General features: G+C 62.0%; 14 protein-coding genes. 2 read left to right on the forward strand and 12 right to left on the reverse strand.

Features of this window, described 5'->3' with window-relative positions:
• Positions 1-17: 17 nt before the first annotated feature.
• From J0I64_RS15635 to J0I64_RS15670, 8 genes are all read right to left on the reverse strand, one after another.
• On the reverse strand, positions 18-1,151 hold the full coding sequence (locus tag J0I64_RS15635; RefSeq protein ID WP_291409899.1) for an acyl-CoA dehydrogenase family protein: 1,134 nt from the start codon (positions 1,149-1,151) through the stop codon (positions 18-20).
• Positions 1,152-1,170: 19 nt separating this feature from the next.
• Complete coding sequence (locus J0I64_RS15640; protein WP_291409901.1) at positions 1,171-2,022, reverse strand: ABC transporter permease; 852 nt, start codon at positions 2,020-2,022, stop codon at positions 1,171-1,173.
• Positions 2,019-2,810, reverse strand: coding sequence for an ABC transporter permease (locus tag J0I64_RS15645; protein ID WP_291409904.1), 792 nt, complete (start codon positions 2,808-2,810; stop codon positions 2,019-2,021). The genes J0I64_RS15640 and J0I64_RS15645 overlap by 4 nt, the downstream gene beginning before the upstream one ends.
• Positions 2,810-3,625 carry an ABC transporter ATP-binding protein gene (locus J0I64_RS15650; RefSeq protein WP_291409906.1) on the reverse strand — a complete coding sequence of 272 codons (816 nt, stop codon included), beginning with the start codon at positions 3,623-3,625 and terminating at the stop codon, positions 2,810-2,812. Before J0I64_RS15650 ends, J0I64_RS15645 begins: the two co-directional genes overlap by 1 nt.
• Before the next feature lie 20 nt (positions 3,626-3,645).
• Positions 3,646-4,665, reverse strand: coding sequence for an ABC transporter substrate-binding protein (locus J0I64_RS15655; RefSeq protein WP_291409908.1), 1,020 nt, complete (start codon positions 4,663-4,665; stop codon positions 3,646-3,648).
• Positions 4,666-5,130: 465 nt separating this feature from the next.
• Positions 5,131-5,949, reverse strand: a complete 819-nt coding sequence (locus tag J0I64_RS15660) for a transglutaminase family protein (protein ID WP_291409910.1) — start codon at positions 5,947-5,949, stop codon at positions 5,131-5,133.
• 11 nt (positions 5,950-5,960) lie between these two features.
• Positions 5,961-6,911 (reverse strand): alpha-E domain-containing protein, encoded by a 951-nt coding sequence (locus J0I64_RS15665; RefSeq protein WP_291409912.1) that lies wholly within the window; start codon positions 6,909-6,911, stop codon positions 5,961-5,963.
• Positions 6,912-6,913: 2 nt separating this feature from the next.
• Positions 6,914-8,335, reverse strand: a complete 1,422-nt coding sequence (locus tag J0I64_RS15670) for a circularly permuted type 2 ATP-grasp protein (protein ID WP_291409914.1) — start codon at positions 8,333-8,335, stop codon at positions 6,914-6,916.
• A gap of 225 nt (positions 8,336-8,560) precedes the next feature.
• Between J0I64_RS15670 and J0I64_RS15675 the strand changes: the two genes are divergently transcribed.
• On the forward strand, positions 8,561-9,490 hold the full coding sequence (locus tag J0I64_RS15675; RefSeq protein ID WP_291409915.1) for a 2-hydroxyacid dehydrogenase: 930 nt from the start codon (positions 8,561-8,563) through the stop codon (positions 9,488-9,490).
• A gap of 166 nt (positions 9,491-9,656) precedes the next feature.
• Here J0I64_RS15675 and J0I64_RS15680 read toward each other — a convergent pair whose 3' ends face one another.
• Genes J0I64_RS15680 through J0I64_RS15690 form a run of 3 tightly spaced genes read right to left on the reverse strand, consistent with a single transcriptional unit; the run spans position 9,657 to position 11,393 of the window.
• Positions 9,657-10,532 carry an alpha/beta hydrolase gene (locus J0I64_RS15680; protein WP_291409917.1) on the reverse strand — a complete coding sequence of 292 codons (876 nt, stop codon included), beginning with the start codon at positions 10,530-10,532 and terminating at the stop codon, positions 9,657-9,659.
• 5 nt (positions 10,533-10,537) lie between these two features.
• Entirely contained in the window at positions 10,538-10,876 is a 339-nt protein-coding gene (locus tag J0I64_RS15685) for a cupin domain-containing protein (protein WP_291409919.1), read from the reverse strand.
• A 55-nt stretch (positions 10,877-10,931) separates the two neighbouring features.
• The gene (locus J0I64_RS15690) at positions 10,932-11,393 is read right to left on the reverse strand and encodes a GNAT family N-acetyltransferase (protein WP_291409921.1); all 462 of its coding nucleotides are present in this window, start codon (positions 11,391-11,393) and stop codon (positions 10,932-10,934) included.
• Between the two features lie 116 nt (positions 11,394-11,509).
• Here J0I64_RS15690 and J0I64_RS15695 point away from each other — a divergent pair, with 116 nt between their 5' ends.
• Positions 11,510-13,144 carry an alpha-glucosidase gene (locus J0I64_RS15695; protein WP_291409923.1) on the forward strand — a complete coding sequence of 545 codons (1,635 nt, stop codon included), beginning with the start codon at positions 11,510-11,512 and terminating at the stop codon, positions 13,142-13,144.
• 125 nt (positions 13,145-13,269) lie between these two features.
• Here the strand turns inward: J0I64_RS15695 and J0I64_RS15700 are convergent, their stop codons facing one another.
• Positions 13,270-15,480 carry a heavy metal translocating P-type ATPase gene (locus J0I64_RS15700; protein ID WP_291409925.1) on the reverse strand — a complete coding sequence of 737 codons (2,211 nt, stop codon included), beginning with the start codon at positions 15,478-15,480 and terminating at the stop codon, positions 13,270-13,272.
• Positions 15,481-15,630: the final 150 nt, after the last annotated feature.

Below are 15,630 nucleotides of genomic sequence, written 5' to 3' on the forward strand. Positions count from 1 at the left end.
CATGCGGCGGCGCTGGCTCACGACTGGACCTCCTCGGCTTCAAGCAGGGCCTGCCCGATGAAAGACTTGGACGTTTCGATGGAATAGGCCATCAGGCCACCAGCCTGAGCATCCCGGAAATGGCGCTGAATGGGCGAACTGCGCAGGAAGCCGGTTGCACCACCGACGCTGATCCCCAGTTGACCGATCTCGCGGGCGACTTCGTTGGCAAGAAGCTTGGCGCGCAGCAGCAGGAGCGGCTCGGCCGTGCCGGCATCGATCTGGCGCAGGGCCTGGCGGGTATAGGCAATTGCCGCTTCGAGCTTGGTAGAGGCTTCCGCGACCGCGAACTGCACCCATTGCAGTTTGGCCAGTGGTTCGCCCGTGGTAGGCACGATGCGCGCGCGGGCATGCGCGATCAACGCCTTGAGCGCCGCGTCGGCGATACCGAGCGAGAGTGGCGCCAGACCGGCACCGATGGGATTTGGATCGCCGGGCAATGGCGGCCGGCTGCGATGTTCGGCGCGTAGCAAGGTGCCTTCAAAAGACACCAGCTGGCTGCGCGAGGCGCGCAGACCCAGCGTGTCCCAGACCGGTATGAACTTGACCGTCTCATCGGGTATGACGCCGAAAAAGGTCGGCTGGTTGTCGATAAGCACGTTGAGAACGAGATAGTCGGCAATTTCGCAGCCCGAAACAAAGCGCTTGGACCCGCTCAGTCGGAAGCCGCCGTCGACCGGCTCGGCTGCTTGCTGGGGCAGCAGAAAGGCGCTCCCGCCAGCCGGCTCCGTCAGCGCGTTGGCAAAACGTTTGCCGGCCAGATATTCGTCGGCGTAGAAAGTGCCAAGATTGTCGGTGGTTCGCAGGGACAGGCCCACCGCTGCGCCCACATGCATGACCCAGATACAGGCGGTCGATGGATCGCCGGCCGAGATCAGGCGCACCACCTCACCGAAGGCCAGCGCGCTGCCGCCCCCGCCACCCAGAGAGGCAGGCAGAAAGAAGGCATCAAGACCCGCCGCATGCAGCGCCTTGAGATTGGCGACCGGGATTTCGGCCGCGTCGTCGAATTGGGCGGCAGTCTCGGCAAAAGCCCTCGACAGATCGGCGGCAACCCTGATCCATTTGCGCTCATGATCGGCGAGTTCAGGGGGCAAGGAGGCATAAGTCATGGTAGTTTCCAATGGAGATTCAGTCGTCGCTATCAAGCGACAGGCGCCCAAGCACCATGGCCTCGGCGACAGACACGAGGGCGTAGATGAGCACCACGATTAGGGTGATGGCGGCGGTTGCAGCCCAGAGTTCTTCGTAACGAAAGGCGTGAACGAGCCGCAGGATGTGCGACCCGAGGCCATTGCCGGTAGCCAGCCACTCGGCCACCATTGCGCCGGTGACGGCCCCGGGAATGGCAATGCGTGCGGAGGCGAAAATCGCCGGCACGGCCGAGGGAAGACCGACCTTGATAAGGCCGGTCATGCGGTTGCCACCATAGGCCCTCACCAGATCGAGGGCGCGAGGCGAGGCCGAGCGCAGGCCGATGGTAACAGTGACAAGGGTCGGAAAGAACACAACGATGGCCCCGATCACGGCCACGCCGCTGGCACCGCGACCAAAAGCCATGACGATCAACGGGGTCAGTGCCACGAGTGGAAATGTGCGCAGCAGCATGGCGACCGGCATGAGAGCCCGCTCGGCCGGACGATAGAGCGTGAAGAGCACAGCCGTTGCCAATGCGACACTCATGCCGGCCACAAAGCCGATCAGGGCATGCCAGAGGGTGGTGCCAAGGTTCTCGACAATGGTCTGCCGTGCCTCGGCGGCTCCACACCAGCCTAACCAAAAGCGGACGACATTGACGGGGGACTTGCCCACGAGGGGACTGATGCCGAGCCCCCAGAGAACGAGAGCCCAGGCCGCAACGGTGACGAGCGCGGCCAACGTCAGCAGAGCCAGTCGATTGGCTATAAGCCAACCGGTGCCGAAGCTTTGGTGGGCAGGCGGACAGAACAGCCGGGTGATGACGTCCGTGATGGATAGGCTCATGACGCCCCCTCCGAGGCATAGGCCGGATTCCATGGCGCGAGACGGCGGCCAACTTGGTCCACAAGACCATATCCTGCGAGCGCGATAAGGCCGGTGAGGATGGCGAAGGCCCAGGCCCGCTCGACTTCCAACTGGCTCTGCGCAATGGCCAGCGCCACGCCGACGCCGGTATCGACCCCACCGAGATATTCGCCGACGATGGCGCCGAGGAAGCCCGCCGGTACGGCGATTTGCAAAGCGCCGATCAAGGCGGGAATAGCCGAATAGAGGCGCACCTTGCGCAACTGCATCCAGCGGCCCCCGCCATAGGCAGCCACGAGGTCGAGGGCTGGGCGCTTCGCGGCCGAAAGACCGAGGAGGGCCCCGATAAGCGTGGTGAAGAACACCGATAGTCCGGCAAGGAAGATGGAAGGCGCGCGGTCTCCCGCAACCACGAGAATGATCGGACCGATGGCCACCAGTGGCAGGCATTTGCTGACGACACCTATCTGTGTGGCCAATCCCTCAAGCTCGGGAACAAGAAGAACCATCGCCGCGACGCCGAGCGCCAGCAGATTGCCCCAGAAATAGCCCTGCGCTCCGCTCCACAGCGTTACCCCGATATGACGGGCGTAAAAGCCTGCGCCGTCCTCGATCAACTTGCCGATCAGGGCGTCGGGCGTCGGGAGGGCGTGCGTGCCAGCAAGAACGACGCCTGCGACCAACCACCAGCCGGCCAACACAAAGAGCGCAGTTCCAATCACGAAGGCCCAGTCCCAGAGCCTGCTATTTGAATCGAGCTGCGCCATCAGTCTTCACCCGACGCGACAGCGCTTTGCGAATACATGATCTCGAGCAGTTGATCCTGCAGTGCGTGGAACTCGGGCGAGCGGAGCAGGTCAAGCGTTCGCGGGCGCGGCAGGTCGACTGGAATGCTGGCGAGGATACGCCCCGGGCGCGGCGACATCACCACGACGCGGTCAGCGAGGACGATAGCCTCCTGCAGACCATGCGTTACCATAAGCGTGGTCATCGGCCGTGCCGACCAGATGCGCTGCAACTCGAGATTTAGCCGCTGGCGGGTAATGTCGTCGAGGGCGCCGAACGGTTCGTCGAGCAACAGGAATTCGGGCTCGACGGCAAGCGCGCGAGCTATTGAGACGCGTTGCCGCATACCGCCGGACAATTGCGCCGGACGGGCACTTTCAAAACCTTCAAGCCCCACGAGGCGAATGAGATCGCCAATGCGCTTGGGATCGACCGGCAAGCCAGCGACTTCGAGCGGCAGGCGAATATTGGTGAAGACCGACCGCCAGGCGAGAAGTGCAGCGTCCTGAAAGGCTATACCAAGGCGCGGCCCGTCGCCAGCGCCCCGGCGGAGCGCCTGACCATGGACTTCGACCGTGCCGGCATTCGGCTTTTCCAGCCCTGCAAGAATCCGCAGAATGGTGGACTTGCCACATCCTGACGGACCAATGAGTGCGGTAAACGAACCGCGCGGCGTTGTCAGATCTACGTCCGAAATAGCGGTGATTGTTTCGCGACCGAGCCGGAAATGCCTGCTCAGTCCCGAAAGATGGAGCCCCGGTTGTTCCAACCGGGGCGAAGTGGTGTTCTGGGCCATTGAGCCTAATCCGAGCCCTGTTACTTGAGGTCCGGATTGTCGGCGTAAACCTCATCGAGTGCGGAGAGGTCGAAGAGTGTATCGGCCGTCGTTTCGGTGCCGGCGAGCTTGAGGAAGGCGATATTGGCTTCCTGGGCGCGCGGCGTCAGCGTGCCGATGCCGTTTTCCTTGGTTTCGTCGGTTTCGATAAAGCGGGACTGGATGTCGAAGTAGAGGAGCTGCTCTTCGAACTTGTAGTTCTGATCCTTGCCGTACTTTTCGACGGTGATGCGGGTCGCCTCGTCGGGGGCGGCCAGTGCGGCCTTCCAACCCTTGACCCAGGCGGTTAGGAACGCCTTGAGCTTGTCGCGCTCGCCCTCGATGGTGGTCTTGGGCGCGATCAGCGCCTCGCCCACATATTCAAGCCCAAATTCGGACAGGTAGAATTCCTGCGCCTCGACGCCGCGCGAACGCAACGTCGCGCCACCAACTGTGAAGCCGAGATAGGCATCAGCGCCGCCGGTGGTGATGATGGTAATGTCGTTGTTAAACGGCACACGGGTGATCTGGGAGGGGTCGAGATTGTTGATCGCAAGGAACGCGTTCCAGACGCCTTCACTGGTATTGGAAACCGCGATCGTCTTGCCGATCAGGTCCTCGGGCTTGTTGATCGGATTGTCCTTGAGCGACACGATCGTATAGGGGCTGCGCTGATAGAGCGATGCGACGATGCGGAAATCGCCGCCTTCGGCATTGGCGCTGGCAACGCTGAGCGGATCGCTGACCCCGATCCAGGCCTTGCCAGTGGCCAGGGCCGTAGTCGCGGGAATGCCAGCCGTACCACCAGCAACCAGTTCAACATTGTTGAAACCAGATTCCCTGAAGGCGCCGGTTTCCTCGGCAAGATAGGCGCCAGCGGCCTGAACGTTTTTGGCCCAGGAGAGGTGGAAGGTAATGTCACCAAAATCAGCCGCAGCCACCAGGCTGCTGCTTGCGGCGAAAGCGGTCAGGCTAAGGCCGGCAGCGATGGCCGCGCGCTTGAGGCCATGAAGGAGGGTCATGAAGCAAATCCTGCTTTGATGTCTTAAGAGGCCGGACGTTGGTGCGCAGGCTGCATCTGGCTTTGCGTGCGTCGCCCTGATCGGAGGACGCGGCCATTCTGCAATGTTCCACTAACGGCAGGCTGAAATTCGAGTCCTTTGGGCCGCAGGCGAGCTGCAGTTTTCTAAGGTACTTATTTGATAGTCTTTATCGACTTTGTAGTGAAGGTCGACTTTGGCGACTTCTGCGCAGGAATTGGAATTTCATTTTTCCACGATGCACTGCCTGAAGCAGCCATTTGCCAGGCGCTTTACGCGGGGCCGGCCGCGCTATTCTCAGCAGCGAGGGAGCTTTGGTCCGCATAAACGCGAAACGCCGACGAGCTCGGGCTATTTCGCCTGTCCGGTATCCTAGGACAGCGGCAAGCTCGAGCTTTCCATGGACAAATTGGAATTCTGGCCTTGTTGGCTGTCAGCCAGAGTGCGTCAGTCAATCGAGGTCAGAACGCTCTTCAAACTCACTCTGTGATCGAGGTCCTGATCCTTGATAGCAGGCACGGCGCGAAGGGTTGGCGCGGTGTCTGCATCGAGCCCGACGGCGAGGCGCACATAGCGCTCGGTGGGGCAAAGCTGCTGGTGCGGATCAAACCCGATCCAGCCTAGCCCCTCGTCAAATGTCTCTGCCCAGGCATGAAGGCCGCCCTCATCATCATCAGCGAGCCGATACCCCACGACATAACGCGCCGGAATATCCAGACTACGCGCCGCCCCAATAAAGAGATGCGCATAATCCGCCGGCATCGGCCGTTCCTCGGGCTCATCGGCACTCGTCTGCGCCTGCCCGCCATCCGCCTGCATTTGCGTTGGCGCCTGATCCGGCATGCCCAGCGCCGCGCCCACTTCAGCCATCAAGGCATGCAGCAGGTCGAGCCGGGTGCCGCCTGTATTGGCAAAATCGCCCTTGAACGCGGCAGGCACTTTGGGGAGCTCGGTCGAGCGCCTATAAAGCGCCGGCACTGCCTCCCCCGCGGGCCGGCCCAATACGCCATGGCTGTCGCGCGTCTCGACCTCGCCGCGCACGTGAAAGACGATTTCGCCCTCGGGCCTGATCTGGTTGACCAGATGCGCCGCATTGCCAAAACCGTCAGTAAACCGCCCGGCATTGCCGATCCCCGGCCCCTCGACGCTCCAGCTTTCCACCGTCTGCGTCGGCCCGCTCCGCGGCGTCAGCAACAGGTGAAAGACAGCCTGCCCCGTCCCCGGCGGCGGGGTGAAACTCAGCCTGTGATCGATGGAAATCCGCATGGTCGTCAGGCTCAGTAAAAGTTGTAGCTGGCCGACAACGTGTCGGTCACCCGGTTGTTGCGATCAATGAAATCGTTGAGGAATTCATGGAGGCCATGGGCAAAAATCTGGTCCATGTTCGTCCCCTCGACGAGCTTCAGCATATCCTCCATCGCGTCGTGGCACGCCTCGCGCCGCCCATAGAGTTTTGCGAGGAGGTTGAGATTGTCGCGCACGAAATGCGCGCAATAGACCAGCGAGCGCGGCATTTCCGTACGAAGGATCAGGAAGTCGGCGATGTTATGGGCCTTGTAGCGGTCATGGTAGACGTGGCCATAGGACCGATGCGCCGAAGCTGCGCGCAGGATCAGCGTCCATTGCTGAATGTCGATCTCGCCGCCGACGAGGCTCGAGCGCGGCAGCAGCACATAGTATTTCATGTCGAGAATGCGCGCCGTGTTGTCAGCCCGCTCGACGAAATTGCCCGCCTGCAGAAACGCAAAGCCATCGTCGCGAAGAATGGTGCCCAGCAACGCCCCACGAAATTCATGGCTGCGCTGGCGCACCCATTGCAGGAGCCCTAGGAGTTTTGCTCCCCGCACATCGCGCGGTTTGATCTGCGAAAATTCGAGCCACGCTCCGTTCATGCTCTCCCACATATCCGTGGTGATCGCCGTGCGGACCGAACGCGCATTGGTGCGAGCGGCCTGGAGGCACGAATAGACCGACGAGGGATTGGTCGGATCGAACATCATGAAATAGGCGACGGTGTCGACATCGGCGACATCGTGCCGTTCGGCAAACGCCTCATCCATTTCCGCCGCCTGCAGCATGGAAATGAGATGTTCGCTCGCCCCGCCCTCGCGGCGGCTGGTGAGCGACATGCGGTAGCCGACTTCCAAGAGGCGCGCCATGTTCTCGGCGCGCTCCACATAGCGTGAAAGCCAGAAAAGGTTTTGTGCGGTACGTCCCAGCATTCTCATGACTAGTCTTCCAGCACCCAGGTATCCTTGGTCCCGCCGCCCTGCGACGAGTTCACCACCAGGGATCCCTTCTTCAACGCCACGCGCGTCAGCCCGCCGGGCGTGATCCGCACTTCGTCGCCGACCAGCACATAGGGCCGCAAGTCGACGTGCCGTGGCGCGACATCGTTGTTGATATGCGTGGGACAGGTCGATAGCGCGAGGGTCGGCTGCACGATGTAATTGTCCGGCCGCGCGATGATCTTCTTCTTGAATTCCTCGTGCTGCGCCTTGGTCGAGGTCGGCCCGACCATCATGCCGTAGCCGCCCGAACCATGGACTTCCTTGACCACGAGCTCTGCAATGTTCTCAAGCACCCAGGCGCGTTGATCCACATCGGTGCAATTATAGGTGGGCACGTTGTTCAGCAGCGCCTTTTCACCGAGGTAGAATTCGATGATCTCGGGCACATAGGTATAGACGGCCTTGTCGTCGGCAATCCCGGTGCCTGGCGCATTGACCAGCGTGACATTCCCTGCCCGATAGGCATCGAATATGCCCGGCACGCCCAGCATGGAATCCGGTCTGAAGGTCAGAGGATCGAGATAATCATCGTCGATACGGCGATAGATGACGTCGACCCGCTCCGGCCCGGTCGTCGTCCGCATATAGACCTTGCCGCCATCGACGAAGAGGTCCTGCCCCTCACAAAGCTGCGCGCCCATCTGGTCAGCAAGGAACGAGTGTTCGAAATAGGCCGAGTTATAAATCCCCGGCGTCAGCACCGCGATCACCGGATTGCGTCCAGCCCCCGCCGGCGCCACGCTTTCGAGCGTCCGACGCAGATTTTCGGGATAGGTTTCGACCGGCGCGACCTTGCTGCGCTGGAACAGGTCCGGCGCCAGCATCATCATCGCCTCGCGGTCTTCCAGCATATAGGAGACGCCCGACGGCGTGCGGAGATTGTCCTCCAGCACGTAGAATTCGTCCGGCCCCACCCGCACGATATCGACGCCGATGATATGGGCATAAACGCCGCGGGCCGGCTCCAGCCCCATCATCTGCGGACAGAAGGCTGCATTGTTGAGGATAAGCTTTTCCGGAATCCGCCCGGCCTTCAAAATCTCCTGGCGGTGATAGATGTCGTAAAGGAAAGCATTGAGCGCCTTGACCCGCTGCTCGATGCCCCGCGACAGCTTTCGCCACTCATTGGCGGCGATGATGCGCGGAATGACATCGAAGGGAATGACCTTTTCGGTGCCCTCTTCCGAACCATAGACGGCAAAGGTGATGCCGAGTTTTCGGAAGATCGCCTCCGCGTCGGCCTGCATTAGCGCCAGCCCCTTTTCGGGCTGTTCCGCTAGCCATTCGCTGAGGGCGCGGTAAGGTTCGCGGACAGATCCATCCGCATTGTACATTTCGTCAAACGGCGTGTTTTCGCCCATTACTCTTCGCAGGTTTGATACGGCTTTCCCATCGCCAAACCATTGCTACACAATTGGCTGCTGCCGTCCAGACGATCAAAGCCGCCACTTGCCGCTTTTTAGTGCAGGGCAGTCTTGCGCAGGGCCCGCACAAAATGCTCTCATTCGCGCGGGACGATTTGTGCTCATCCCGCCTTGCCTCTCAGGCCTCAGCCGTTAGTCTCTTGGCCGAGAGAGGAACTTCCCATGACCATCGAGATTCTGCAGACCGGCCCACTCCTGGCCTCCTGCGAAAAGGCCCTGGCCGAGCGCTACACCGTCCACAAGCTGCACGAGATCGCCGACAAGGACGGCTGGCTGGCCGAAAATGGCGCCCGCATTCGCGCCCATGCCGGCTCCGGCGTCCAGAAGCCGTTGATGGAAAAGCTGCCCAATCTCGAGATCATCGCCAGCTTTGGCGTCGGCTACGACAATATCGACACCGCGACCGCCAAGGCGCGCAACATCCGCGTCACCAACACGCCCGACGTGCTCAACGATGCCGTCGCCGAAATCACCATCGGCCTGATGATCTCCCTCGCCCGTCGCATCCCGCAAGGCGACCAGTTCGTCCGCCAGGGCAAATGGCCGGGCAACAACTTTGGTCTTTTCTCCGAACTGACCGGCAAGACCGTCGGCATTCTGGGCCTCGGCCGCATCGGCAAGGAAATCGCCACCCGCGCCCAGGCTATGAAGATGCGGGTTGTCTATTATGGCCGCCGCGAGCAGCCGTCCGTGCCCTATGTCTACTACAACAATCTCGAAGATATGGCCCGCGACAGCGATTGGCTCGTCATCATCGCCCCCGGCTGCAAGGGCACCGAAGGCATCGTGTCGCGCAAAGTGCTTGAGGCCCTTGGCCCCAAGGGCATGGTGGTCAACGTCGCCCGCGGCACGCTGATCGACGAGCCCGCCATGGTCGAACTCCTGCAGAATGGCGGCCTCGGCGGCGCGGCCCTGGACGTATTCGAAAAGGAGCCGCAGGTCCCCGAAGCCCTGCTCGGCCTCGACAACGTAGTCCTCTCCCCGCACCAGGGCAGCGCCACCAACCAGACCCGCGACGCCATGGGCGCGCTACTGGTGGCGAACCTTGAACGGCATTTTGCAGACGAGCCGCTGATTTCAGCGGTGGTTTAGTAGGAACCCGCTGGCCCGGGCGGCAAGCTGGCCGCTGAGGACATTCGCTGTTCCTTTGATTTACGCAGTGTCATCCCCGCGAAAGCGGGGATCTCCGTTTCAGAACAGGGATTCCCGCTTTCGCGGGAATGACACCGTGGATGGACATAGGGTTTGGAGTAGCAACTTACTGCGCCAAAAACGCCTTGGCGTAGTCCGTGACCGGCTTCAGCCCCTTTTGAACCATGTCGTAGTGCGTGGTGCCGGGAATGATGGCCAACTGGTTGACGGTGGGGCGCAAGGCGCCATCGTATCGGGCGTCGCGCGTACCACCGCCGAACAGGCGGTACATTTCAGCGATATGCTCGGGATACATCATGTCGGCATCGGCAAAGATCAGCAGGGTCGGTGCCTTGATGTTTTTGACATCGGCGCTCCAGTCAAATTCGCCCTGGTTCATCTCTCCGGTCTTGCGCATGATCGCTTCCCAATCGGCGTCGGGATAAAGCTCGGCGAGCGGAGACTCCGCCAGTTGAGCGCCAATCGCAGGGGCCATGGCGGGCATCCCCTTGAATGCTGCCAGTACCTCCGGATAATTGCCGCTGCTTTTGACGTTCATGCCGATCACGATCAGCTTGCCGACCCTGTCCGGGTGGCGGATCGCCGTTTGTAGCGCCACGCCACCGCCCAGCGACCAGCCCATTACGTCGACCCGCTCAAACCCGATCTTTTCCAGCAGCGCATCGACATCGTCGGCCATCTGCTCAGTGGTCCACGGGGCGGGGGCGTCTGAACTCCGCCCGTGTCCGCGCATATGTATGGCGATGACCTGATGGCTTTCCGCCATCGCAGCCAGCGGTGCACCAAAGAAGTCCGACGGATTGACCCCGCCATGCAGCATGACCAGCGGAGAGCCCTGGCCATGAATTTCGTAATAGATTTCAACGCCATTGACCGCCACGCGGTCGGATTTGGTCGGCACGCTCATCGACACCTCTCCTTGAGCAACGCTCGGGGTAACCACAGCCAGGGCCGCAATCATCGCAAAGCCCGCCATCAACATTTTCATCATTCGAGATCCTCCTGCACCATCGTTCCGGCGGCGTGTATGCAGACGATCTCCAGCCGGTCCGGCCCCATATTGGTGAACTTGTGCGGCACGTTGGCCGGTGCGATGGCGATATCGCCCATGCCCAGCTCGAACGTTTCATCGCCCGCCACGACCAGCGCCCGGCCGCGCTTGACGATCCAGGTCTCGGGATAGGGGTGGATATGCAAAGCCGGACCCTGCCCCGGCTCGTTGTCGACCGAAAAGAACGAAATCGGCGTGCCATAGCCGCCGCCCTCGAAGCGGATGGTGCGGCTGGGGGAAACCGGCCGATCGGCCGCGCGCAAAACATAGGTCATCGTCTGCCTCCTCTTCTCGTCACAACGACGAACGGGCGAGCAGCGTTTCGACAGCCTAGAGCGCCGTCACATAAATCCCGTGCCACACGCCGCCGACCTCGACATTTTCAGCCAGGCGCCACCCGTCCCGCTCAAACAGCGCCCGCGCCTCAGCGGTCAAGGCATGGAGCCGCGCAAATTCGAGCCGTCGCGCCTCGACCTTGGCCCGCTCCAGCAACGCCAGCCCCACCCCGCGCCGTCGCAGGTTCGGCTCCACCAGCAGTCCCCCAAGCCATGGCGAGCGCTCAGTCAGCCCACCCGAGGTCACCGTCAGCGCACATGTTCCCGCAAGCTTCCCATCAAGAAAGGCAACGATCCCCAGCGGCAGCCGATTGCGTTCGAGCCGCTCGGTCAAATCGGCCCGCGCCGAAGCGCCGCGCGGATTGTACCAATCGGCCCATTCGCTCTCGAAGAGATCGACGAGATCACTCAGCACCTCGGTGTGGTCGACCAGCAGGCCAGTGGTAATCAGGCTCATACGCCCTCCAGACATGTCCGCTCTGCACCAAAGTGCACGAGACCCCGATTAACACTTTCGCCAGAACCCGATAGCCTCGAACTGATTTGGCCCTTTGGGCAGCGAGGAGCAAGACAATGACCGAGTGGTGGCGCGGCGGAGTGATCTATCAGGTCTATCCGCGTTCGTTTCAGGACAGCAATGGCGATGGCATCGGCGACCTGCCCGGGATCATCGACCGGCTCGACCACATTGCCAGCCTCGGCGTCGATTGCATCTGGCTTTCGCCCATCACCCAGTCGCCCCAGGCCGACATGGGCTATGACGTCTCCGAATACATGCAGGTCGATCCGCTCTTCGGCTCCCTGCAGGATTTTGACGTACTGATCGAAAAAGCCCATGCGCTTGGGCTGAAAGTCATCATGGACCAGGTGGTCAGCCATACGTCCGACCAGCACCCCTGGTTCCGCGAGTCCTGCTTCAACCGCGAGAATGCCAAGTCCGACTGGTATGTCTGGGCCGATGCCAAGCCAGACGGCTCCCCGCCCAACAATTGGCTCTCCGTCTTCGGTGGCTCCGCCTGGGAGTGGCACACCTCCCGCAAGCAGTATTACCTCCACAACTTCCTCACTTCGCAGCCAGACCTCAACTTCCACAATCCGGCCGTGCAGGAAGCCGTGCTCGAAGTCATGCGCTTCTGGCTCGATCGTGGCCTCGATGGCTTCCGTCTCGACACGGTCAATTACTATTTCCACGATGCGCAGCTGCGCTCGAATCCGCCGCTCAAGTCATTGAAGGGCAAGCCGGCGGTGAACCCCTATGACATGCAGAGCCACAAATATTCCAAGAGCCAGCCGGAAAACGTCGCCTGGCTCAAGCGCGTCCGCACGATGATGGACGCCTATCCCGGCGCCACCACGGTCGGCGAAGTGGGCGACGAAGAGCGCGGCCTCGAGCTCATGCGGCAATACACGTCCGGCACGGACCTGCTGCACATGTGCTATTCCTTTGATTTCCTTGGGCCCAAATTCAGCGCCGAGCATTTCCGCTCAAAGGTCCACCGCTTCTTCGAAGACGGCGAGACCGGCTGGCCCTGCTGGAGTTTTTCCAACCACGACGTCATCCGCCCGATGACCCGCTGGGCCAAATACAGCGTGTCCCATGCCGATTTGTCGCGCCAGGCCGCGGCCCTCGTCATGACCATCAAGGGTTCCGTCGGCCTCTATCAGGGTGAGGAACTGGGCCTGCCCGAAGCCGATATTCTCTATGAGGAGCTGACGGACCCGCGCGGCATTCGCTTCTGGCCAGAAGACAAAGGCCGGGATGGCTGCCGCACCCCCATGCCCTGGCAGGCCAATCTCGCCCATGCCGGTTTCTCGACCGCAACGCCCTGGCTGCCGGTAAAGCCCGCCCATCTGGCCCTCAGCGTCGATGCGCAAAATGCCGATCCGGACTCGACGCTGAATTTCTTCCGCAAGTTCATCGCCTGGCGCAAATCGCACCCGGCGCTGCTGACCGGGGCAATCGAGTTCTTCAAGACTGATGAGCCTGTTCTCGCCTTCCGTCGCCTCGACGGAAACAAGGATCTCATCTGCATCTTCAACCTCTCGGCAGAAGAGCGCGTGGTGACGGTCACCAAGACCGAACCCAACCTCGAGCCCGTCAGCCACAACGCCGCTCTCGAGGGCAAGGCGCTAACCCTCGGACCAAACGGTTTTGCAATTGTCGAAGCACCAGCCAGCGAAGGCAAGGTGCGCTTCAAGGCGGGCTAGCAAGCCCCCTCCGTCGTCACCACCGGGCTTGTCCCGGTGGTCCACGCCCTCCGCAGGATGGCGGGCCTAGGCGAGCTGGATTGCCGGGACGAGCCCGGCAATGACGACACCCGAGAGTGCAGTTCTCAGCCCTTCTGCCCCTTCCAGGCCAGCAACCGCAGCGCATTGGCCGTCACCAGCAGCGTCGCCCCGGTATCAGCCAGAATTGCCGGCCACAGCCCCGTGACCCCGATAATCGTCGTCACCAGAAACACCGCCTTCAACCCGAGCGCGATGGTAATGTTCTGTCCGATATTGGCCATGGTCGCCCGCGAGATACGGATCAGGTTGGCGACATCCATCACCCTTCCATGCAGCACTGCCGCATCGGCCGTCTCGAGCGCCACGTCGGTGCCCCCGCCCATGGCGATACCGATATCGGCAGCGGCCAGTGCCGGCGCATCGTTGATGCCATCGCCAACCTTGGCGACCACCTTGCCTTCGCTCTTGAGCCCGGTGACGATGCGCTGCTTGTCCTCGGGCAGCAGTTCGGCATTCACCTTGATGCCGAGATCAGCCCCAATCGCCTTGGCCGTGCGAACATTGTCGCCGGTCAGCATGACCACATCGGCGCCGAGCTCCTTGAGCGCGGCTAGACCCGTCCGGGCATCATCCCGCGGCTCATCCCGCATGGCAATGAGACCGGCGACCTCATTGCCCGCAAGCAGCACCGAGACGGTCTTGCCCTCATCATTGAGCGCACCAATGCGGATCGAAAAATCCTCGCTCAGCGGCACGCGCGCTGCAGCGGCCCTGGGCGAACCGAGGAACAGCTCGACCCCATCGAGCGTACCAACCACACCCTTGCCACCGAGGGCCCCGGCATTGCTCGCCGCAACCGGCTCCACCCCAGCGGCCTTGGCCTTGGCAAGAATAGCCGTCGCCAGCGGATGGCTCGATCCGACCTCAAGCGCGGCAGCGAGGCGCAGCATTTCGGCCTCCGAACGGCCCACGGCGATGACATCGGTCACTTGCGGGCGGCCTTCGGTCAGCGTGCCGGTCTTGTCGAGGGCGACCATGTTGATCTTGCCCAACTGTTCGAGCACCACGCCGCCCTTCATCAGCAGCCCCTGCCGCGCGCCAGCCGACAGCGCCGCCGCAATGGCAGCCGGCGTCGAGATAACCAGCGCGCAAGGGCAGCCGATCAGCAGGATCGCAAGGCCCTTATAGACCCACTCGTCCCACGCAGCCCCGGTAACCAGCGGCGGCAGAATAGCCACCAGCGCACCAACCAGCAGCACGCCGGGCGTGTAGTATTTCGAGAAGCGATCGATGAACCGCTCGGTCGGCGCCTTGGATTCCTGCGCCTCTTCGACCAGCGAGATGATACGCGCAATGGTATTGTCAGCCGCCGCGGCAGTCACCCGAATACGCAGCGCCCCATCCTGGTTGACCGTACCGGCAAAAACCTGGTCCTCCGGCCCCTTGTGACGCGGGACGGATTCCCCCGTCACCGGCGCCTCGTCCACCGCGCCCTCGCCAGACAGCACCACGCCGTCGGCCGGAATACGATCGCCGGGACGCACCAGCACCACATCGCCAACAACCAGCTCGGCCGCCTCGACCTCGCCCACCTTGCCTTCGACCTCACGCAGCGCCTTGCGCGGCACGAGATCGGCCAGCGCCTTGATGCTGGCCCGCGCCCGCCCGGTGGCAATGCCCTCGAGCAATTCGCCGATGAGGAAGAGCAGCACGACAATTGCCGCCTCTTCGGCCGCATCGATGAACACGGCACCGACAGCGGCAATGGTCATCAAGGTTTCGATGGAAAAGGGGCTGCCATTGACCGCGCCCTGAAAGGCCCGGCGCGCGATAGGCACGAGGCCCACGAGCATGGCAACGATGAACAGCCAGGTGTGCCAGGCAGGCTGCACCAGTTCGAGCCCAAAGGCGGCAGCGACCGCTAGGCCACAGAAAATCGTCAACTGCGCCTTGGCGGTCTTCCACCAGGGCACGTCTTCGCTGCCATGGTCATGCCCATGCATGCCCTCGAGTGCATCGGCCTTCTTCGGTGCATGATCATGGTCCCCATGGTCGTGATCATGATCGTGCGGCTTCGCGGCCTTGGGCGCGGCACCGGTCAGCGGGGAAATACGATAGCCGAGGTCGGTGACCTTCTTTTGCACTTGTGCGAGATCGGCGCCCTTGTGGCCGAGTGTGAGAGTGCCGGCGACGACGGATACGGAAACATCCTCAACACCGGGCAACCGCCGCACGGCGGTGTCGATCTTGTTGGCACAGCTGGCGCAATCCATGCCTTCGACACGGAAGCGTGTGCTGGTTTCCTCTGCGCTCATCTCTCGGCTCCTTGATTTATCTGAGAACCGGCGTACATCCTCTAGTGACTAGAGGAGCAAGCGGAAAATGCAGCAGGGTATTACGATTGGCAACGTGTCGCAGGCGAGCGGGGTAAAGGTGCCCACCATTCGCTATTACGAGCAGATCGG

Origin of the sequence: Devosia sp., from assembly GCF_017307565.1 — a bacterium.
Lineage (GTDB): Bacteria > Pseudomonadota > Alphaproteobacteria > Rhizobiales > Devosiaceae > Devosia.